Annotated in this window: 17 protein-coding genes and 1 riboswitch; of the genes, 9 read left to right on the top strand and 8 right to left on the bottom strand. The window is 50.0% G+C overall.

Features of this window, described 5'->3' with window-relative positions; genetic code table 11:
* Positions 1–23: 23 nt before the first annotated feature.
* Positions 24–1,208, bottom strand: coding sequence for an MFS transporter (locus M1D61_RS01950; protein ID WP_458120951.1), 1,185 nt, complete (start codon positions 1,206–1,208; stop codon positions 24–26).
* Positions 1,209–1,335: 127 nt separating this feature from the next.
* Positions 1,336–1,435, bottom strand: a riboswitch (purine riboswitch).
* Between the two features lie 622 nt (positions 1,436–2,057).
* Between M1D61_RS01950 and M1D61_RS01945 the strand changes: the two genes are divergently transcribed.
* The 5 genes from M1D61_RS01945 to M1D61_RS01925 all read left to right on the top strand — a co-directional run bounded on the left by M1D61_RS01945 (position 2,058) and on the right by M1D61_RS01925 (position 7,594).
* Positions 2,058–2,924 (top strand): PRD domain-containing protein, encoded by an 867-nt coding sequence (locus M1D61_RS01945; protein ID WP_458120950.1) that lies wholly within the window; start codon positions 2,058–2,060, stop codon positions 2,922–2,924.
* A gap of 218 nt (positions 2,925–3,142) precedes the next feature.
* The gene (gene nagE / locus M1D61_RS01940) at positions 3,143–4,630 is read left to right on the top strand and encodes an N-acetylglucosamine-specific PTS transporter subunit IIBC (RefSeq protein WP_458120949.1); all 1,488 of its coding nucleotides are present in this window, start codon (positions 3,143–3,145) and stop codon (positions 4,628–4,630) included.
* A 244-nt stretch (positions 4,631–4,874) separates the two neighbouring features.
* Positions 4,875–6,137, top strand: a complete 1,263-nt coding sequence (locus M1D61_RS01935) for a cation:proton antiporter (protein ID WP_458120948.1) — start codon at positions 4,875–4,877, stop codon at positions 6,135–6,137.
* Positions 6,138–6,443: 306 nt separating this feature from the next.
* Positions 6,444–6,896: a DUF4385 domain-containing protein gene (locus M1D61_RS01930; protein ID WP_458120947.1), complete on the top strand. Its 453-nt coding sequence runs from the start codon at positions 6,444–6,446 to the stop codon at positions 6,894–6,896.
* Between the two features lie 161 nt (positions 6,897–7,057).
* Positions 7,058–7,594: a hypothetical protein gene (locus tag M1D61_RS01925; protein ID WP_458120946.1), complete on the top strand. Its 537-nt coding sequence runs from the start codon at positions 7,058–7,060 to the stop codon at positions 7,592–7,594.
* A 204-nt stretch (positions 7,595–7,798) separates the two neighbouring features.
* Here M1D61_RS01925 and M1D61_RS01920 read toward each other — a convergent pair whose 3' ends face one another.
* Positions 7,799–8,899 (bottom strand): copper amine oxidase N-terminal domain-containing protein, encoded by a 1,101-nt coding sequence (locus tag M1D61_RS01920; protein WP_458120945.1) that lies wholly within the window; start codon positions 8,897–8,899, stop codon positions 7,799–7,801.
* Positions 8,900–9,002: 103 nt separating this feature from the next.
* Here M1D61_RS01920 and M1D61_RS01915 point away from each other — a divergent pair, with 103 nt between their 5' ends.
* The gene (locus tag M1D61_RS01915; protein ID WP_458120944.1) at positions 9,003–9,980 is read left to right on the top strand and encodes a MerR family transcriptional regulator; all 978 of its coding nucleotides are present in this window, start codon (positions 9,003–9,005) and stop codon (positions 9,978–9,980) included.
* Between the two features lie 13 nt (positions 9,981–9,993).
* On the opposite strand, the gene M1D61_RS01910 is transcribed toward M1D61_RS01915, so the two are convergent.
* From M1D61_RS01910 to M1D61_RS01890, 5 genes are all read right to left on the bottom strand, one after another.
* Positions 9,994–11,040 carry a glycosyl hydrolase family 18 protein gene (locus M1D61_RS01910; RefSeq protein WP_458120943.1) on the bottom strand — a complete coding sequence of 349 codons (1,047 nt, stop codon included), beginning with the start codon at positions 11,038–11,040 and terminating at the stop codon, positions 9,994–9,996.
* A gap of 147 nt (positions 11,041–11,187) precedes the next feature.
* Complete coding sequence (locus tag M1D61_RS01905) at positions 11,188–12,603, bottom strand: MATE family efflux transporter (protein WP_458120942.1); 1,416 nt, start codon at positions 12,601–12,603, stop codon at positions 11,188–11,190.
* 362 nt (positions 12,604–12,965) lie between these two features.
* A complete protein-coding gene (locus tag M1D61_RS01900) occupies positions 12,966–13,871 on the bottom strand; it encodes a hypothetical protein (RefSeq protein ID WP_458120941.1) in 906 nt (301 codons plus the stop codon).
* A gap of 386 nt (positions 13,872–14,257) precedes the next feature.
* On the bottom strand, positions 14,258–14,677 hold the full coding sequence (locus M1D61_RS01895) for a hypothetical protein (protein WP_458120940.1): 420 nt from the start codon (positions 14,675–14,677) through the stop codon (positions 14,258–14,260).
* A 300-nt stretch (positions 14,678–14,977) separates the two neighbouring features.
* Positions 14,978–15,220 (bottom strand): hypothetical protein, encoded by a 243-nt coding sequence (locus M1D61_RS01890; RefSeq protein WP_458120939.1) that lies wholly within the window; start codon positions 15,218–15,220, stop codon positions 14,978–14,980.
* Between the two features lie 354 nt (positions 15,221–15,574).
* Between M1D61_RS01890 and M1D61_RS01885 the strand changes: the two genes are divergently transcribed.
* Positions 15,575–17,392 (top strand): APC family permease, encoded by a 1,818-nt coding sequence (locus M1D61_RS01885; RefSeq protein ID WP_458120938.1) that lies wholly within the window; start codon positions 15,575–15,577, stop codon positions 17,390–17,392.
* Positions 17,393–17,576: 184 nt separating this feature from the next.
* Complete coding sequence (locus tag M1D61_RS01880) at positions 17,577–18,152, top strand: hypothetical protein (RefSeq protein ID WP_458120937.1); 576 nt, start codon at positions 17,577–17,579, stop codon at positions 18,150–18,152.
* Between the two features lie 178 nt (positions 18,153–18,330).
* On the opposite strand, the gene M1D61_RS01875 is transcribed toward M1D61_RS01880, so the two are convergent.
* On the bottom strand, positions 18,331–19,290 hold the full coding sequence (locus M1D61_RS01875) for a DMT family transporter (RefSeq protein ID WP_458120936.1): 960 nt from the start codon (positions 19,288–19,290) through the stop codon (positions 18,331–18,333).
* A 284-nt stretch (positions 19,291–19,574) separates the two neighbouring features.
* Here M1D61_RS01875 and M1D61_RS01870 point away from each other — a divergent pair, with 284 nt between their 5' ends.
* Positions 19,575–20,948: an aminotransferase-like domain-containing protein gene (locus M1D61_RS01870; protein ID WP_458120935.1), complete on the top strand. Its 1,374-nt coding sequence runs from the start codon at positions 19,575–19,577 to the stop codon at positions 20,946–20,948.
* Positions 20,949–21,024: the final 76 nt, after the last annotated feature.

The following is a 21,024-nucleotide window of genomic DNA, read 5'->3' as shown; positions in this document are numbered from 1 at the left end:
AGCATCCAGCTTCATGCTGCCAATCAGGAAGTATGCACCGAGCGGTTCGATACGCCTTCGGATGCGCCGGACGGTCTGGACAGTGAGTACAGTGCACAGCAGAATGACAATACGACAATCGCCGCGCCTACCCAGGCATTCATGGTAACCGAATCGGTATTTTTGATTACGATACCGCCAAAGGCCGAACCGAGCGCAATCCCGATCTGCAGGGCAGAAAAGTTAAAACTCTGCTGGATATCCGCCGTCTCCGGCGCATGCTGGATCAGATAGCTCTGCTGTGCAGGCGACAGCGCCCAGCTGAGAGCCCCCCAGATGAACAGAACAACCGGGAATACCCAGATCAGTTTGGCCGACATCGGCAGGACGAACATCGCCAGAGCGAAGACGCCAATTACGATCAGTATACTCTTGGTACTGCCCAGACGGTCGGACATTACGCCGCCGATCATACCGCCGCTAACGGCAGCAAGACCGAAGACAAAGTACACTACGCTGATCCAGTACGCATTCAGATGCATCGTTGTCTGCAGGAACGGCGTCAGATACGCATACATCGTATAATGACCGGCCAGCATCAGCAGGGTCACCAGATGGGCACTGATAACTTTGCTGTTTTTGAGAGAAGCGAACTGTGCCCTGAGCGGCATGATCTCCTCGACCGGGATATGATCCAGGAACATGTAGATCACGACCATCGCTACCAGCGTCAGCAGGGCGATCACGAGAAACAGAATGCGCCAGCCGAGCGCTTCTTCGACCAGTACGCCGATCGGTACGCCCAGCACGATCGAGGAGCTGATCCCCATCGAAATAATACCGATGACTCGTGCGCGGAACTCCGGTGCGACGATTTTCACGGCAATCGTCAGCGACAGGGTCACGATCAGCGAACCGCTGGCTGCGGTCAGCATCCGTGAGAAGAATAATACTTCATAGTTGGGACTCCAGCAGGCGATCAGACTGCCTACGGTAAAGATCAGCATCGACCAGAGATACAGCGATTTGCGCTCGACTTTGGAAGTGAATGCGAGCAGAGTCGGTCCGGCAATCGCATACACCAGCGCATAGATCGTAATCAGCTGGCCCGCTGTGCCGATCGACACGTTCAGGTCACTCGCAATCTCCGGCAGCACACCGCCGATGATCAGTTCAATCAGGCCGACCGTAAAGGTGGCAATAGTGAGGATAAATACTTTGAAATTCAAGCCGTCTCTCTCCTTTGTGTAATAGTAGGTTGGCTGTCCGGCAGGTGAGCGCCAGCGCAGCGGCAACGAACGAGAACACTGGAACAGTGCGAGCCGCAACAAAAAAATCCTGATTACAACAGGACACGCGGGCTGCGCATCATCTTGTAATCAGGATTGTTCGGTTCCTGGTAGAGACCCTCAAACCATATTATTGAGGTTATACAATGATGTATCATCATTTATTCCAGTCGTCATTCAGTTGGTGGTACATGATGCACGTGGGCATCAACGTTATATACATTAACAGATTGAAAATGGTATTTCAACAGGGTTTTCGGTAAAATTGAAAATAATGTATGGTGAGGGCGTTATCGTGCTGCGAGTTATGGATTGAAGTGATTTTATTTAACAATGATCGTCAAATATTTATCCGTGATGGGAGTCTATCCTTGCTGATTATCTTTATCGTTCGTTTGGAAATGAAAATTCCGATATGGTTCGGCAACCATGAAAAAGAGCTTTAAATCCCTATAACTACAGCCTCCTAGTATTTTCATCATGAAAATGCTCAATTCGTCTTGACGATGACTGGCTTACGTTATATGCTACGTTATGAAACCGCAACCAATATATAAACGACCGTACATCGGCGTGTTACCAGTAATGGGCATGAGCCAAGCAACGGACGATATCAGGATACGTTTGTCGTATGCCTGTGTCTCCTTGTCTTGGCTCTTTTTTGCGTTATTATGAACGGCCAAGACCTATTGTAGCGGTTACATGAAAAAAAGTAGGGTCGCTTTGCCCTTTCTGTCTTTTCGGATGACACCTGCCGTGTTATTCTGCAAGCAAGAGGTGATTATCGGAATGAACAGAGACCATCGGATTTTACATGTGGAGCGCGTAGTCGGCAACAATATCGTCATGGCCTGCGATCAAGTGACCGGCACCGAATATGTCCTGCTCGGCAAGGGGCTCGGCTTCGCCGCCAAAAATATGCAGGAACTGAGTACGGCAGACGAACGGATCGAAAAGCGGTTTCGGTTGGAAGACCGGGAGCAGATGATGAACCATCCGACCTTTTTTGACGATATCGATGCGCCGGTGATGGAAGTCTCCGACCGGATTATCCAGCTGATCGGACAGACATTTCCCGAGCGATTGAACGACAAGATCTATCTCGCACTGCCCAGTCATATCCAGTTCACGGTCTACCGGGTGCGGCACCGGATCGAGATCGTCAATCCGTTTTTGCAGGAGACCCAGATCTGCTTTCCCCAGGAATATGAAGTGGCACTGCAGGCGCTGAATATGATTCGGGAGATATTCGGACTGGAGATCCCCGAGGATGAGGCCGGTTTTCTGACGTATCATATTCATTCGGCCATTACCCACGTCCCTGTCGGACAGCTGGTGAAAATGTCTTCCCTGCTCGGCAAGCTGCAGCAGATGATTGAGGACGAGCGGCAGATGACGTTCAAACAGGGCAGCATGAGTCAGGTTCGCCTGATGATTCATCTGCGGTTTGCCCTGGAACGGATCGTACAGGGATCGATGGTCGACAATCCGCTGATCCAGCATATTCGCGACCAGTACGCCGATGAGTACCAACTGGCTTCACGGATGAAGCTGGTCATGGAGCAGGAGCTGCAGCTGTCGGTACCCGAAGATGAGGTCTGCTTTTTGACCATGCATCTGTACCGGCTGTTCCGCACCCACAGGCCGGACAGCTGAACCCGCTGTCTGATTCATTCCTGCCGATAATCGCATGTACCCGGACAGCAGGCCGCCTCTGACACGACTGTCCGCTGGTACAGGCTGCACACTTTCCGATCTTTCTCATGAAAATAATTTTCATGATTTGGATAAACAGCTGAAATAAATGCTGCATAGAGTACAATACGAAAACGGATAATTTATTTACCAAATGAATGATCCAAAGGGGGATTACCATGCTACAATTTTTGCAAAAAATCGGACGCTCACTGATGCTTCCGGTAGCCACACTGCCTGCAGCCGCCATTCTGCGCGGATTCGGCCTGATCAACTATGAGACGGATATTCCGCTCGGCTCTGCGGTAGGCGGCTTTATGAACCATTATATCGGTCCGCTGCTCACAGCCGGCGCCGGTGCCATTTTCGATAATCTGGCATTGATCTTCGCCGTAGGTATCGCCATCGGGATGGCCCGTGACGCGGTTGCCGCTCTGTCTGCTGTACTCGGTTATATGATCCTGACAGCGATCCTCAAGGAAATTCCGGGGATTATGGGTTACATACCGGATGATGTGAAACTGAATATGGGCGTGCTTGGCGGTATTCTCGTCGGTCTGTGGGCAGCCTACATGTATAACCGTTTCCACAATATCAAGATGCCGGACTGGCTCGGATTCTTCTCCGGCAAGCGTTTTGTTCCAATGATCACGGCGGCCACAACGATTATTCTGGCGTCCCTGATCGGGATGATCTGGAGTCCGATCCAGGATGCCATCTCCGCATTTGGCATGTGGGTCGTTAGTCTGGGCGGATTCGGTGCCTTCGTCTTCGGTACCGCCAACCGTCTGCTCGTTCCAATCGGTTTGCACCATGTACTGAACTCGATCGCCTGGTTCCAGATTGGGGATTATACCAATGCAGCCGGTGAAGTCGTTCACGGCGATCTGACCCGTTTCTTTGCAGGGGATAAATCGGCAGGCATGTTTATGTCCGGCTTCTTCCCAATTATGATGTTCGCGCTGCCGGGTGCGGCGTTTGCCATTATTCATACGGCACGTCCGGATAAACGCAAAGCGGTCGCTTCGATCTTTATCAGTGCGGCGGTCGCTTCCTTCCTGACCGGTATTACCGAACCATTGGAATTTGCCTTTATGTTTACAGCACCGCTGCTGTACGTTGTTCATGCGCTGCTGACCGGTCTGTCGGGACTGATCATGTATATGCTGAATGTGAAGCTGGGCTTTGGCTTCTCCGCTGGTCTGATCGACTATCTGATCAACATGAAGCTCGCGACCAACCCGCTGCTTATGATTCCGGTCGGTCTGGTATTTGCTCTCGTGTATTATGTACTGTTCCGCTTCCTGATCGTGAAGCTGAACCTCAAAACTCCGGGACGCGAAGACGATGACAGTATCAATAGTTCGTCGAACGTACCGGATAAAAACAGCCCTGCTGCAGCCATTACAGCTGACAATGGCGACAGCAAAGCGGCTCTCGTGCTCAGCCAGCTCGGCGGATCGTCCAATATCGACAGTATCGATGCCTGCATCACCCGCCTGCGTCTCGTCGTCAAAGACGATCGTCAGGTCAACGATGGCGAACTGCGCAAGCTCGGTGCTGCCGGAGTCATGCGGCTGGGCAGTGGAGCGGTACAGGTCATTTTCGGTACCCAATCCGAAGCGCTCAAGGATGATATCAAGGATATTATGGATCACAAAGCGTAAATAACGGTTCTTCTGGAACTGTGGTATTAGTGAACCGATCGGTTATCCTACAAGCAGATCAAAGCGTACAGTTGTCCTTCATGGCAGCTGTACGTTTTTTATTTTGCGTAATATTTATCTATGCTCTAGTACCGGAGCTCTCTGCATCTTCTGCATGTTTCGCATATAATTATGATAGAACGACTCATTTCTTCCCCGAGTTGGGTAAATACATATCGTATCTTATACGGAACGGAGGCTGTACATGCATCACTTTAATGAAGTATTTATTGAAATTCTGATTCTGCTCGCAGTGTCCCTGGCCGTTATTGCTGTCGCCCGCAAGCTGCGCCAGCCGGAATCCATTGCGCTCGTACTGGTCGGGCTGCTGCTCGGTACGGTAAATATTCCGGTACTGGAAGCGGCCGAGACGTATATTACCCAGTCCAATGTATTCCAGGCGATCATCATCTCGTTGTTCCTTCCTGTACTGCTCGGAGATGCTACGCTGAAGATGCCTTTTTCGCATTTGCGTGCACAATCACGACCGGTTATCGCTCTCGCACTCGGCGGGACTTTGCTGTCCTTCCTGTTCGTTATGCTCGGTTCCTATTATCTGATCGGGCTGCCGCTGGTAATTGCATTTACCTTTGCTGCCCTGATGAGCGCGACCGATCCAATCAGCGTAATTTCCATTTTTAAATCGCTGGGTGTGTCGGAGAAAATGGTAACCACGATGGAAGGCGAATCGCTGCTGAATGACGGTATTGCTGTCGTTTTGTTCCAGATTTCCACCGTTTATCTGCTGACGTACATCAGTATGGGCTGGCTGGGATTTGGCAGCGGGATCCTGTTGTTCCTGCAGTTTGCTGTAGGCGGTCTGGCTGTAGGAGGTATTCTCGGCTTCCTGTTCTCACGGTTGATCAGATATTATGACGACTATCCGCTCGAGATCGCTTTCTCTATGCTGCTGTTCTTCAGCTGTTACTTTATCGGAGAGCATCTGCAGGTATCCGGCGTGATCGCTGTCGTTACCGGTGGACTCGTATTCGGTAACTATGGTAAAAAGATTGGCATGTCCGCGGTTACCAGTCAGAATATCAATACATTCTGGGATGTCATCACCCTGATCGCCAACTCGCTGATCTTCCTGATGATCGGGCTGGAGATCCGCAATATCAGTTTTGCCGATAAATGGGGCATTATTGTACTCGCTATCGCAATTGTGCTGGTCGCACGTACTCTGGCCCTATTCATCAGCCTGTCCCGGTCCAAAGATTTCTCCACTCCAGCCAAATGGGTGCTGAACTGGGGCGGTCTGAAAGGCAGTCTCTCCATCGCACTGGCACTCAGCCTGCCGCTGGAATTTGAAGGCCGGGAGACCATACTGGTGCTGACATTCAGCGTTGTCCTGTTTTCCCTGATCATCCAGGGGCTGACGATCAAGCCGCTGATTATGAAGCTGGGACTGATTCCCGCTCCTTCGCCTGCTTCAGATTCTGCCGGACAGCAGAACGGACAGCATTGATCCGATACAGATAACAGACATTGCCGGCAAAATGAAGTTTACAAAAACAAACAGCCTCGGTACTCCCAATGGAGCGCCGAGGCTGTTTGTTATCTGATCAGTATGATCTGGTGGTATATCAGTATTCCGATTTCCATTCCGGTGAGTGCGGGCTGCTCCTGCTTATTAGAACTCATCAGATATAGCCCCAACTGCATAGAATGACACTTGCAATCTCTATCGTCAAAGCTTGCATAACTTTCCAGCTCCATCATATCAGATAACGGTTAATAAGCTGTAGAGCTATTATGCAAAGGAGCGATAATTATGCCAGAAAAATTCGATTACGATATCGACTATTCCACACTCAATCTGCGTGAACATCCCGAATTGTACCGCGTCGGCAAAGGAGAACAAGGTGTGCTGATGGTCGAACCGTACAAAGGCGAGATCCTCCCGCACTGGCGTTTCAAGACGCCGGAAATTGCTACGGAATCTTCGGAGAAAATCTATGCCATGTTTCTGGAATACAAGGAAAAGGGCGACTTTGTCGGCATGGATATGGCGCGCAAATTTTTGCAGATGGGCTATACCCGCGCCCGCCGCTACACCAACCACAAAGGCGGCCGCAAGTATGATGAGAATGGTGAGGTTCTTCCTTATACGAGCGACCCGGTCAAAGCGGAGTCGGCGCGTATTTTCAAGGTGAAATGGGATGAAGCCAAGCAGGACCCCGATTACATCCGCATGAAAAAGGAGCATCAGCAGAAGTATGGCTAAGTCTGTTAGCTTTAGCGCGGTTTCCATTATTTTTATGTTATTCTAAGACATGAATTTTATCGGATGGGAGGGGTTTTATGTTTTAACTTTATAACTCAAAAGAAACAAAGTTAAATTTCACACTACCACAATTACGGAATGAAGTATGGCGAAGGAGCACTATGAACAATGTACCTAAAAATAAAAGGAAATATTTTATTATTCTGTTGATCCTTATTATTGCTGTGTTTTCAATCATATTCATTGCTACAAAGTTGAACACGGACACATTAAAAGATACAGATTTATCTAATGTCACAATATACAATATCAAACCGGGAGAGTCGCTAAATCAATTAAAAAAGGATCAATACGGATCAAGGCAGGATTTATTATCTCAAAAAAATAACTACCATTTCAAAAACTTCTCAGTCACATACAATGATCAAAAAATTATAACATCCATTCAGACGACTACAGACGAAGGAAACCAACATTTTAAAATTAACAACAAACCAATATCCAATCTGGATACAGCAGTAACAACCTTGGGAGAAAATTACAGAGATATAGAATATGACAGCGAACAAGGTCTATACTCCCGAGAGTATAATGACCAAAACCATGGAATTCAAATTTCATTGATTCATAGCAAAAATCAGGGGAACTATAATACTTTAGTTTGGGTGATTATCAAAAGCGTTGATCAAAATCAATGAGTTTGTATTTCGTATAAAGTATCTCCGAAATTCTTGTTTAATATAGAGTTGTATAATAAAAGTATTTACGTTTACTAAGTGATACCCGGTTATCACATAAAAAAGTCATCCTTTTGAAGAGCATGCCTATGGCTCTTGAGGATGACTTTTTTATTTTTTCAATATTTTATCGATTGTTCCCGCCAGTTTTCTTGTATTACAGAATCAGGAGGACGTTTTTTCTTCATAAATAACGACCGTTTCGCTCACAGGCTCCCACTTCACCGTAGCGCCCAGCGCTTCGCTGATCACGCGTACCGGTACCTGAATGGTACCCTTTTTCATCACCGGGGCGGCCTGCAGACTTACCTTTTTCCCGTTAACTTTGGCAGCCTTTTGGTTTACATATAGTGTAATTGTTTTTCCGTCCTTTACTACGGTAACGGACTTGTCCTTGGCATTCCATGTCACATCGGCAGACAGCGCTTCGGAGACGACGCGGAAAGGAACCAGTGTGGTACCGCTCTGTACAACCGGAGCAGCACCGGTCACCTGCTCGCCGTTAATGAACAGATTCAGTTCATTCGATTTGTCTGCTGTCCGGTTTGTCAGCTCATCCAGACGCTGGTAGCTGTCCAGATCGGCTGGATCTGCCTGGATCACCTGTTCCTGCAGGCCAGCTGCCTCTTCTACATTGCCGCCTGCTTCCAGCAGGTCAGCAGCTTTGGCCAATGCTTCCTTGGGCTCGCGGATCTGTTCCAGCTCGCTCTGCATCTCCGGGGTAAGCTGCGCCTCATAACGGGTCAGCAGCAGATTCGCCAGCACCTGACCGGCCGGTTTATCCTTTACATTATTCATGGCGTTCAGCAGTCCTTTGTAGCCCTGCTTTCCTTTGGAACTGCCATATACATCATCGGTTACACCTGCGGCTTTTGCGGATGTGTTATCTTTAGCGTGACCGTTGGCATGACCATTTCCATTATTCGTTTTTTCCTTTTTCTCTTTTTCCTGCTTGTCTTTGTCCGGCTTGTCTTGCTCTACAGCTTCGGCATTATCCGCAGCGGGTTGGTCTGCTGCTGGAGGTAGTGTTACCGTCGGTTCAGTCGCAGGAGCTGCAGGTACCTCTGTTATAGCTGGTGCTGCAGTCTCTGCCTGTGTACCGGTTACGCTGCTGTTGCTGTCCTTCTGCTTTTCGCTGGACTTGTTCTGTTTGCTCTCCGATTTGGAGCTGGACTTGCTGCCCTGATCGGACTTCGCCAGTACCGGGCCTGCCGTCATGCCGGTAAGCAGCAGACAGGTGAGCAGCAGGATGGATATTTTTTTCATGCCTGTATCCCCTTTTGTTTATAATCAGGCTTGGTGTATAACTTAGATGCCTATAACATATAACGGCAGCACACATCCATTTATTAAGGTGGTATGACATCTGATGAAAATTAATGAACTGGCCCGTAAGCTGGGGGTCTCTGCACGAACGATCCGCTTTTATGAACAAAATGGGCTGTTGGAACCTGCACGGGAGGAAGACAATCGGTATCGCGTATTTCATGAAGAGGATATCTGGCGGCTGCAGACGATTATCGCTCTGCGGGAGGCTGGTATGCCGGTCAAGGAAATACGGGCTGTACTGGAACCGGAAGGCATGCCGGACAGCACGCGGCTGCGCTATTATCTGGAGCTGCAGCATTCAATTCTGACGACCCAGTGGCTGGAGATGAAGCGCATGACCGAGACGACCGCCCAGATGATTGAACTGCTGCGCAGCCGTCAGGAGCTGCCGATCGGGGAGATCTACCAGCTGGCCGAGCATTCCCGGAATCTGCGGGAGATTCGCCAGAACTGGCAGGATCACTGGAACTTTGACCAGCGGGCACAGGATCATGATGATTACGTCAGACAGAGTACCGCGGAATATCCTGATTATGAAAAAGCCCTGGACAGCACAGTGCGTGCCGTCCAGGCTATTGAGGGGGAATATGGACTGGATCTTGGTACAGGTACCGGCAATCTGGCCGGTCGGCTGCTGCTCCAGGGCGTTCGGATGTCCGGTGTGGATCAGTCCCAGGAGATGCTCAAGCAGTGCCGGGCCAAATTTCCGGATATGGATCTGCGTGCCGGGAATCTGCTCGCTATTCCGTACCCGGATCAGAGCTTTAACTTTGTCGTCTCCAGCTTTGCCTTTCGGCATCTGAATGCAGAGCAGCAGCTGCTGGCTCTGCTGGAGATTCGGCGTGTGCTCAAGCCGCATGGCCGGATCTGCATCACCGACCGCAGCAGCGTTATTCCCGAGGAAGGCGTGTCCCATGCGGAGCTGCTGCTGCACTGGCTGAATGAGCACGGCTGTATTGCCAGCCACCTCAATCCTCAGGGCGACTGGTTTACCCTGCTCGCCGTCTCGATCCGCTGAGCAGTCATTTTCGTTACTTGTTCATGCCGGTTTGGACCGCTTTCCAGAAAGAAGCATCTTCCATACCGAGTGCCCAGACGGAAGCGCCGCCCAGCTGATAGACAGGAACCAAATGTGCTTTTTCTTCTATACTTCTGGCATTTTCATACCAGACGACATGCTTGCTGCCCTGGCTGTCCGTATAGTTAAAGTATGGTGAAGAGGTGGCTGCATCCCATTTCACCGTTGCGCCGGTCTTCTGCAGCAGGGCTGCGATATTTTTGCCGGCGATCTGGTGGTGATCTTCCTCACGATTCGTTGTCAGGTTCCAGTCATACCCGTAATCCGGCAGACCGATCAGCACTTTGGAGGCGGCGACCTGGGAGACGGAGAATTTCAGTGAATCTTCGATCCAGCCTTTGCTTGCTACAGAGCCCGGTTCGGACCAGGGACCATGTTCGTCGTAGGTCATCACCTGGAGGAAATCCACATACCCGCCAAGGGCCGCATAATTGTACGCACCGGACCAACCGTTGGACGGATCATCCTCAGTCTTGGCCGGGACGGATACGATCACCTGATAGCCCGCCGGACGCAGTGCATCCGAGACGGATTTGACGAAGCTGGTCAGCGCATTGCGATCACTGGCCATTACACTTTCAAAATCAATATTCGCTCCGGTATATCCGTTCTTTTTGACGGTATTAACGATGTTTTGTACGGCTTTTTGACGTACGGATGAGTTCGTCAGAATGACATGTGCCAGATCGGGATCAAAATCACTTGTACCGAAATTTGAGAAACAGGCATAGGTCGCGAGCGCGTGCGATTTGGCGTACGATAGTGCCTGCGTTGGCACATCCCCGACTACCCCGCCTGCAGTAGTCATGTTGAATGAATCCGTTGATACGCCGGTCAGATAGTCATGATAGGTCGTGAGTGCCTGATAGGATGCATCATCCGGCGTATAATACCCGAGTACGCTGGCTGCCTCCGCTCGTGCCTGGTCCCCTGCAAATCCTACCGTTCCTGTCAGCAGCAGCGCCAATGCCCCGGCTGCTGCCCATTTTCCAAATGCCATGTGTATTCCTCCATTCTACGAGTGATGAAGCAGACAAAAAGAAAACCGCCCTTTCGGCGATCCTGTGATAAGGATACCTTAAAAGGGCGGATTTGTAAAAATATAGATATCTTATATGAATAATTGGAATATGATCGTTCAGCAGGATCAGACCGGTGCAGCCATTGGCACATTGTCCGGCTTTTCCGGTTCTTCGTGCTGTACGAGTGCATGTTTCTCCCAGGCTCTGCTCTTCCAGCGGAAGTACATAATAACGGCACGCATCCATTCATCCGCAGCAATCGCCAGCCAGATCCCGGCCAGTCCAAGGTTCATTTTGAATACGAACAGATAACCAAGCGGCAGGCTCATGCATACCATGGAGATTAGTCCCATATACACCGGGAACTTCGCATCGCCCGAAGCACGCAGCGAGTTGATAATGACGATGTTGCAGGTTCGTCCGGTCTCCAGCAGGAAGCTGAGCAAAATGACCTGTGACGCCATCCGGATAATCTCCGGATTGTCGGTGAACATACCGATCAGCGGCTCGCGCAGCAGAATAATGAGCACGTCCATGACCAGTGTGGCACCCATCGCCCATTTCACACTGTTCCACACGCGGTGGTAAGCTTCTTCCTTGCGATTCGCACCGACCAGACGGCCAACGATGATCGCTGTACCCATACCGATCGCAATACTGAACAGATAGATAAAGGTCGAGATATTATTGGCATACTGGCGGGAAGCCATCGCTTCACTGCCCAGATACGTTACATAGAAGACGAAGACCAGCTGGCACATCTGGTAGGTGACCTGCTCTACTGCAGAAGGCACGCCGATTTTCAGAATTTTGAGAATGTATTCCTTGGACATGCGGAAGTAGTCAGCGATCTGAATACGTACTTCCATCACGCGGTACATCAGCCAGAAGAAGATGACCACGCAGACCAGGCGGCTGATAATCGTGGAGACAGCTGCGCCCTGTACGCCCATTTGCGGCAGACCCCAGTGACCGAAGATCAGCAGGTAGTTCAGCCCCACGTGCAATACGTTCATGAAAACAGAGACAAACATCGTTTCTTTGGTAAATCCGTACGTACGGATAACCGCCGCCAATGTATTGATAAGGGCCTGCAGGAAGATGGCTCCGCCGACAATAGCAATATAACTCTCGGCCAGTGCCAGAATCTCACCCTGCAAATGCATGGCTTCCATCAGATGTCCACCAAAGAACAGGAAGGTGATACTCAGGAGCAGACCAACCGACAGGTTCAACGTAATCGCCAGTGCCGTGATCCGGCTCGCCTCCAGTACTTTGCGTGATCCAAGGTACTGGGCTACGACGATAGCGGCCCCGTTGCCGATTACCTCCAGGATCAGTATAGCGATTGAAATAACCTGATTGGACGTACCGACGGCTGCTACCGCATTATCGGATACGTCGCTCAACATTAATGTGTCGACGATTCCCATTAACATAAACAGGAATACCTCGAGGAAAATCGGCCAGGTCAGACGGAACAGGTTGAATTGTTTGTCAGCTGCCGGGCTGTTATCGTGCGTAGGGTTCATAGCGCTCATGATGTCACCTTCCTTTGTGTTCATAGTGAGTGTAATTATGGCAGTTCATGACTGCAAAATCTTCACGTTTTTACATGAAGATAAAAGACAATGTACGACGGGTATCTGTAAAACTCTACGTATCTTAGCATATCCATTTTCCGATTGCACTACTAAAATTGAAATTTTCTGAAAAATTTACAAAGTTTTTGTTTCATACTTATGAAACAAGGGTATGTAAGGGTTTTAACGCAAAATGCATGATATTTTTTACATGGATTTTATACATATTTTCACAAGCAAGCAATATAGCAAAAAAGCGCACTGTTCATTTTCCTGTCGGAAAACGGTGCGCTTTTTTTGAATAGCGGGCTGTCTGCTTCTTAATGTTCTGCCAGTGTAACTACGACTGCATTGTACCCGGGCTTTAGGGACATGGGATTCCCCTGGATCGATACACCAAACTTGTCATCCAGTGTACCTGCAATACTCAATGCGGTCTCCTCGACCTGATTGTTGAACAAATCCAGCTTATGCGGAGCATAATAGGTCAGATAGGCATTGCCTACCTCTTTCAGGCTGGCCTGGGTCGTGTAGGTGAGAAACAACTGCTTTTTATTGCCTGCCAGCTGCTCACTGACCTTGCCTTTGACTGCGTCTGACGGAAACGGGAAATCTGCCGGCAGGTACTTGCTCGTAATGATGCCTGTCGTCATGCCGATCGATGGAACTGCCGCTTTCTCTTCCACAATGGGACCAATCGGACCATTCGTTACATTGCTTGCGGCAATCTCGGCTGCATTCTTCGCAGCTGCGATATACTGGGAAGCTGCAGATGGTTTACTGCTTGGAGCTGGTGCCGCCGCTGCGCTGGATGTATCTGCTTCGGTACCCGAAGCGGCTGCTGCACTTTTGTCCTTGCTGCCTGATTTGGTTGTGGTCTGAGTGGTGCCGCTGTCGGATACTTTGCTGCTGCTTTTGGTTGAAGTCGCTTCACTGCCTGGCTTGATCAATATTTTATTGTTAACCGGGTCAAACAGAATGCTCGTATTCAGTGTCTCTCCAATGGAACGGACCGGCAGATAGGTCGTACCCTGGTACGTAATCGGTGCCAGCTTGTCGCCGTTGGAATTGACCGGCGTATACGCCTTGCCATCCATCTCGATGCTGATTCCGTAGTTTTTGAAAGCGGAGATTTTCTCCATTTTCGCACCTGCATATACACCTGCCGAGCCGGTGAGCAGCATACCTGCAACGGCGGCGACTACAATCCATTTCTTTTTACTCATTATCATCATTCTCCTGTCTGTTCTTAGGTTCGTCGGCATCTATGGGAGACGGATCCATTCTGATCCTGGACTCGCTGTTCTGGTCAAACCATTGCATCCCTGCACATAATGGCTCAGGTGCTTTGTTATATTATCGGTTAAAAGAAGGCGGACAATTATATTCTATAAATGGATAATATTACTTTTGTTATTCTTTTTACGACAATTGGGATGGATGTGATGTGAATGCTGGGTTAGATGCAAAAAAAAACCGCCTGCTAGGGGTGGCAGGCGGTCATTATGTAGTTGGATTTGGATAGGGACGTAAGGATAGCAGTAGTAGCTCTTGCTGCAGCCACTCCGAAAGGAATAAGGGCCTGTCCTCCGGTTAAGCTGCCAGTCTTTCATCAAGCTTTTTTGAATAAAATGGATTGGATTATCTGCAGGGTGATTGTACTCAGATATATCAGCAGCACTAATGCCTGATTGGCGGTCATCGGTACAAGTGAAACCATCGTCAGCGTATATATAATTGCGATATAGCCAAGCATGAAGTAAAAGGTCAGATAAATGGCTCTGTGCCGGATGGCATCGATACGCTCATCACCACGGATAAAAAACTGCTTATTAATAAATGCCCATGTCAGGAAAAGAAGGGCCATTCCAATATTGGGAACATAGTCTAACCAGTTAATGGATCTGCCTATCTCCCGATTAACATGAATACTGTCAATCATCACGCAAATCTGAAACAAAGCCACAAATATAAACAGAATTCTTGTGACCAGGGGATGCTTCCGCTGCTGTGACACTTGCGTTTTACTCATAAAGGCTCCTCCTCCATACTTCCATTTTTGTGGAAAACAGTTCCAGTGTCAAGTTTGCTTTACATATTCCTGCTGCTTGATGCTCTCTCTATTGTGTACTTTTCGGTATAATCATCGATCGTTATGTACAAAAAACAGCTGATCCTCCGCGGGAACAGCTGCTTTCTTCTATATAAGTGCAGGTAAGCATGTGTGCAATTATTATATTGATGCCAGCTAGCGGTCAGAGGCTCATTGATCCGGCAGCTGTCTTCTCTTGTTCATCGGCGTATTCGTTCCCGCCAGGGCAGCTGTCCGTGTCTAATCTTCTCGATCGGAGCGATAGCGGTCGGTCTGTTCGCGGATATGACGGTCATAGCTATTCTGGTGCAGCCAGACATTATTATTAATGCTCGCTACCTGTCCCATACCGAACAGTACGGCAACAATTAGGAAAATCATACCGTACGCATACATAAAGTACCCGAAATAAAAACAGGCTATAATCCCCATCAGCAGAGCCAGAGACAGGATGATCAGCAGACGGAGCATGACTTTTTTCATAGGTTTCTCCTTTATATTTAACTATGATTCGATAAGGAATCTCAGGACATGACAGCACTTGAATTACTTATGACTTATTTATGACTTAATTTTAACAAATTTTCGTAAAATATAGCATGACTTTTTTCAAAGCAGGAGTATAATGAAATACGCTTGCCCATATGTCCATATGGGCACAGCCCTGACAAAGCACTGCTTGAGATATGCTGAATAGGTGTATACAAAATTCAACATTTTTCCTATTTCTATATCTACGTATCCATCCGCTGTATATATCCTATGGCAGCCCCTCGGCAGGCAATGATTTGTGGCAACCAACTAAAATCCATTTAATTGATGAAACGAGGGTGTAAGATGTTTGGCAAGGTAAAGCGTGTATTAATCGGAAGACCGATGAAATCAGCAGAATTGGAAGCCGAAAAGCTGGGTAGGCTTAAAGCGCTCGCGATCCTGTCTTCCGATGCGCTATCATCGGTGGCTTACGGGACCGAGCAGATTTTGCTGGTACTGATGGTCGCCGGATTTGCAGCATTGTGGTATTCCGTCCCGATCTCCGTTGCAGTACTGGGACTGCTCGTTATTCTGGTCATTTCGTATCGCCAGACGATTTTTGCCTATCCGACAGGCGGCGGCGCATATATTGTCGCCAAGGATAATCTGGGGCAGGCATCCAGTCTGATCGCCGGCGGCTCGCTGCTGGTCGACTATGTGCTGACGGTAGCGGTTAGTTCCTCGGCCGGAACGGATGCGATTACGTCGGCATTTCCGATCCTGCATGATCATCGGGTAATGATTGCCCTGGTCATGATCGTCTTCCTCACGCTGATGAATCTGCGCGGGGTGACTGAATCGGCCTCTGTACTGGCAATCCCGATCTATCTGTTCGTTATTTCGATTTTTTTCCTGATCATCAGTGGGGTGATCAAGTACATGACCGGCGGCATCGAAGCGGCAGCGCCGGAATTCGGCACGACCGTCTCCAATGTGAGTCTGTTCCTGCTGCTCAAGGCATTCAGCTCGGGCTGTTCGGCTCTGACTGGGGTTGAAGCGGTATCCAATGCCATACCGAACTTCCGCCAACCGGCAGAACGTAATGCCGCAGCGACCCTGCTCATGATGGGTCTGATCCTCGGCAGTATGTTTATCGGAATTACCCTGCTCGCGTACTGGTACGGTATCCGTCCATCCGGTACCGAGACGGTCATCTCGCAGATTGCCCGGATGACCTTTGGCAGCGGGATCATTTATTTCATTATACAGGGTGTAACCGCATTGATCCTGTTCCTGGCCGCCAATACGGCCTACTCGGCTTTCCCGCTGCTGGCCTTTATGCTCGCCAAGGATAAATACATGCCGCATATGTTCATGGTACGCGGCGACCGTCTGGGCTTCTCCAACGGTATCATTTTCCTCAGTCTGGCTTCGGCTCTGCTCGTCATCGTGTTCCATGGAGAGACCGACAGTCTGATTCCGCTCTATGCGGTCGGTGTATTTATCCCGTTCACGCTGTCCCAGCTCGGTATGATGGTTCGCTGGATCAAGCACAAGCCTGCCAACTGGATACTGAAGTTTGTCATTAATACGATCGGTATGCTGACGACGCTGTCGATTACACTGATCTTTATTTTCACCAAGTTCTCGCAGGTGTGGATTATCTTCATCTTCCTGCCCATTGTGGTGTACGTGTTCTACAAAATCTACATTCACTACCAGAACACGGCCGAACAGCTCCGAATTGATATCACTACAGACAAGCCGCAGATCAAAGGCAATACGATCATCATTCCGGTCGCCGGCATTACCCGTGTCGTGATGAATACGATCAGTTATGCCAAGACGCTGTCGCCAAATGTCGTTGCCGTCTATGTCGGCTTTGACGATGAAGCGATCCGCAAAATGGAAGACAAATGGGAACAGTGGGACCCCGGTGTACGCCTGATCGTGCTCAAGTCCCGTTACCGCAGTATTCTGGGACCGCTGCGCCGGTTTATTGATACGGTGGAATGGAAGACTTCCGCTACCGATCATATTACGGTCCTGATTCCGCAGTTTGTCACCAAGCACTGGTGGGAGAGCATTCTCCATAACCAGACGAGCCTGCTGATGCGTGCTTATCTGATTAATTACAAGGATGTTGTCGTCGCCACTGTGCCTTATCATCTCAAAAACTGACCATGGATCAGCCGCAGTACATTTCCATTTGGAGCCCCTTGATTACAGAGGGGCTTTTTGCTGTTCTAAAGCGCCCATGATAGCGCTTAAATTCCTGTTTTACATTTCCGGTATTTTGTTGGATAATGCAATTGTACTGGGTATTATATCCATAAGAATTAACCTATCGCCTGGAGGGATATTAATGAATATGAAAAAGAGCACAGCGGTCATTGCTGCCGTCATGCTGGCTTCAACTCTGGCTTCATCCGCTCATGCTGCATCTGATCTAACGGTACCGGCAGCCGAACCTTCCACCATAGCGACTCCAACTGTACCGGCTGTGCCATCTGTACCCAAGACGCCATCTACACCGCAGAATAGTTCATCCGGTGGGACCAGTTCGGGGACATCAGGCAGCTCTACCAATCTGGCGACTTCGCTGGTGAATACGGCAGGATTCAGCTCCGCCAAGCAGTTCACCGGATACTTTGCCAATCTGAAGCGTGCTGTCGCCAACGGCAACCGCGAATCTGTCGCCAAACGGATCTCGTATCCGCTGGTCGTGAATGCTGCCAATGGAACGAAGCGCTCCATCCTGAACCAGAAGCAGTTTCTGAATGAGTATACTTCCATTATGACGTACAATGTCCGCCGGGCACTGTCCAATCAGAATGTAAACAACGTCATGGTGAGCTCTCGCGGGGTCATGATCGGCAACGGCCAGATCTGGATCGGCGCAATTGATAACAAACCGGGCATCTACGCGATTAATCTGTAATTGTACCAGAGCTATACCGTAGTCCTGTTAAATACAACGCTCTGTCATACCGCTGCATATGCAGCGCGCAAAGGCGGCCTATCGCCCTCGGAAGAGGAGAACGGGCCGCCTTTTTTGTCATGCTGTGATGGGATGGAATCTATATGAATCATCCAGATAGTCTGCCGTAGAACCGGACTTATTTGGGGACAGCAGGCTTCATGCTGCGTGAGCGGCCGGTTGTACGGATACCCCGGGATTGCCATAGTCCCTGCAGGGCTTCCAGATTGGTTAAGATGACGCCGATCAGTACCACCGCTGCCCCCGCAGCCATGATCCAGCTCAGTGGTTCGCTGTACAGCAGCCAGCCGAGCAGCAGGGCCAGCACCGGTGAGATATAGAGCCATGTTGAAGGAAATACCGGATTGGTGCGCGAGATCAACCAATAGAACAGCGTATGTCCGGCCATCGAGCCGATAACGATCAGATACGCCAGTGAACCGAGCGCTTCAGGAGACAGAATCACATCCAGATGTACCTGTCCCCGCTCGGTGATCAGCGACAGCACGAGCAGCATCCACCCGCCATGGATCAGCTGTGCAGCATTCTGGGAGACCGGCGAGATATCATGCAGCGCTGTCGATACCTGCTTGGAATAGACGGCTCCGCCCGCATAACCGATCTGTCCGACCACGACGACGATACAGGCCATGATCCATAATCCGTGATACTCTCCGGCACCCGACAGTCCGGGCAGCATGAGTAATCCCACACCAGCCAGACCTATCGCAGCTCCGGCAAAAGCCAGCACAGGCACCTTTACCTTTAACACCAGTGCGCGGATCAGCAGCACCATCGCCGGACCGGTTGCGGAGAGCAGTGCACTCACTCCGGAGGTTACATATTGTTCCGCCCAGTACAGGCAGGCAAACATTACAAAAGTCATACTGGCACCCGTGATCAGCGTCTCCCGCCGCCACAGCACCGAGAAACTCGCCTTGCCGCGTGCACGCATAATGAGCATCAGCAGCAGACCTGCCAGCACGAAGCGCATCCCTCCACTCCAGAATGGCGGCAGCCCCGCGTCTACACCTATCTTGATGGCCAGAAAGGTTGTGCCGAAAATAACGCACATAATTGCATAGCCAAGCATAATCATCTGTCACTCCTCCTCTTTGTTCTGTTATTGTAAAAGAAACACAACAGAACAGATGGACATGGACAGAACAGATTTATAAAAGCAGCCATTCGCAAAAGGTATGATAGTTCCAGCAAAAAGTTCACGATCCATGAATCACCAACAGGAAAGGAAACCGGCGAACCATGACCCATTTCTCTTTGAAGCCCGATATTTCACTATCTGATCCGCACCACGTTGAGTCGATCAATAATTCCATAAATTTTTATAAAGAAAAAAACTCGTTTCAGCACATCAGCGATTATATGGAAGCACGCATCCGGCGCGGAGACTGGCAGGCACACGAGAAGCTTCCTTCCGTACGACAACTGTCCCACGAGAGCGGCATGCACCGGCTGACGGTACTTAAAGCCTATCAGCAGCTCAAGGATTCAGGCATCATCTATTCACGTCACAAATCCGGCTATTATGTGAGCCCACCCGCAGCCGGCACACTGACCCATGACAGCGAACTGGAGCCATCCCTCTTTCAGGGCAATATGGGCGAGCTTCGTCATCTGCCGGCACGCTATCAGTTCTCTCATGCGCTCATCGATCCAAACCTGCTGCCCAATCATTATTTTGCCGAATATATGAAAAAGGTATTCGATCTGTATCCCAAGCTGCTCGGCACCTATGCCCATATCCAGGGAGATATGGAACTGCGGGAGATGCTGGCCCGCTACTTTGGGCGGACGGCTTCCTTTCATATTGATCCCGAGGAGCTGCTGATTACAAGCGGTGCCCAGCAGGGGATTTATATCGTCGCCGAGACCTGGATACGACCGGGCGATCATGTGCTGATCGAGTCTCCCACCTATGCTACCGCGCTGGATGTATTCCGGCAAAAAGGCGCCCGGCTGCTGCCGGTTGGCATCCACAGCGGAGGCTATGATATGCAGGATATCGAGCAGAAAATGCAGCAGTACCGGCCGCGAATTTTCTATCTGAATCCGACTTTTCACAATCCGACCGGGATCTGCATTCCGGCCGAGCAGCGCAAGCAGCTGGTCGATCTGGCCGCGGAGTACCAGTGCCTGCTGATCGAGGACGATACATGCAGCGATATTTATTTTGACCGCAAACCGCCTGCTCCGATCTTCGCTTATGATACGGAAGGATATACCATCCATATTCGCAGCTTCAGCAAATACATCTCACCCGGTCTGCGCATCGCCTGTATCGCAGCCCGCAAACCGTGGATGTCCCGACTGCTGACAGCCAAGTCGCTGGCCGATGGCGGTACTCCGCTGCTGAACCAGAAGCTGTTCCTGCACTACTTTATGTCCGATCGGCTGCATCGTCATCTGGATAAGCTGCGCATCGCTCTGCGGATTCGCATGGAGATTATGCAGGAAGAGCTGGACCGGGCAGGCTGGCAATATGAGCAGCCGCAGGGCGGGCTCAGTCTGTGGGTGAGAGTGCCGGAGCATCTGTCTGTCCCGCATCTGCTGCGGGAATGTCTGGCCCGCCAGATCAGCTTTGTACCGGGCTCGCTGTTCGATGCGGCAGAGCAGTCCGGCCAGTATATCCGGCTCAGTTTCTCCTTTGCCAGCGAGACACAGATCCGTGAGGGGATGCGTGAACTGCTGACTATTTCCCGGGACATAAATGTGCAGCGAAGCTCCATAAAACGATGAATAAGCTTGTGTTATGGCATATCCATAGCCAGCTGGCCGTTCTCAATGGAAGCTTATTTATCGTCCTGCCGGTCTA

The organism is Paenibacillus sp. Z6-24, from assembly GCF_054161335.1.
Note: the sequence above shows the minus strand (reverse complement) of the source record. Positions and strands in the feature narration are given on the sequence as shown.

Bases quoted from the DNA above. Each gene is read 5' to 3' on its own strand.
- M1D61_RS01945 (WP_458120950.1), top strand. From the start codon at position 2,058: ATGAACAGAGACCATCGGATTTTACATGTGGAGCGCGTAGTCGGCAAC.
- nagE (WP_458120949.1), top strand. From the start codon at position 3,143: ATGCTACAATTTTTGCAAAAAATCGGACGCTCACTGATGCTTCCGGTA.
- M1D61_RS01935 (WP_458120948.1), top strand. From the start codon at position 4,875: ATGCATCACTTTAATGAAGTATTTATTGAAATTCTGATTCTGCTCGCA.
- M1D61_RS01930 (WP_458120947.1), top strand. From the start codon at position 6,444: ATGCCAGAAAAATTCGATTACGATATCGACTATTCCACACTCAATCTG.
- M1D61_RS01925 (WP_458120946.1), top strand. From the start codon at position 7,058: ATGAACAATGTACCTAAAAATAAAAGGAAATATTTTATTATTCTGTTG.
- M1D61_RS01920 (WP_458120945.1), bottom strand. From the start codon at position 8,899: ATGAAAAAAATATCCATCCTGCTGCTCACCTGTCTGCTGCTTACCGGC.
- M1D61_RS01915 (WP_458120944.1), top strand. From the start codon at position 9,003: ATGAAAATTAATGAACTGGCCCGTAAGCTGGGGGTCTCTGCACGAACG.
- M1D61_RS01910 (WP_458120943.1), bottom strand. From the start codon at position 11,040: ATGGCATTTGGAAAATGGGCAGCAGCCGGGGCATTGGCGCTGCTGCTG.
- M1D61_RS01905 (WP_458120942.1), bottom strand. From the start codon at position 12,603: ATGAGCGCTATGAACCCTACGCACGATAACAGCCCGGCAGCTGACAAA.
- M1D61_RS01900 (WP_458120941.1), bottom strand. From the start codon at position 13,871: ATGAGTAAAAAGAAATGGATTGTAGTCGCCGCCGTTGCAGGTATGCTG.
- M1D61_RS01895 (WP_458120940.1), bottom strand. From the start codon at position 14,677: ATGAGTAAAACGCAAGTGTCACAGCAGCGGAAGCATCCCCTGGTCACA.
- M1D61_RS01890 (WP_458120939.1), bottom strand. From the start codon at position 15,220: ATGAAAAAAGTCATGCTCCGTCTGCTGATCATCCTGTCTCTGGCTCTG.
- M1D61_RS01885 (WP_458120938.1), top strand. From the start codon at position 15,575: ATGTTTGGCAAGGTAAAGCGTGTATTAATCGGAAGACCGATGAAATCA.
- M1D61_RS01880 (WP_458120937.1), top strand. From the start codon at position 17,577: ATGAATATGAAAAAGAGCACAGCGGTCATTGCTGCCGTCATGCTGGCT.
- M1D61_RS01875 (WP_458120936.1), bottom strand. From the start codon at position 19,290: ATGATTATGCTTGGCTATGCAATTATGTGCGTTATTTTCGGCACAACC.
- M1D61_RS01870 (WP_458120935.1), top strand. From the start codon at position 19,575: ATGGAAGCACGCATCCGGCGCGGAGACTGGCAGGCACACGAGAAGCTT.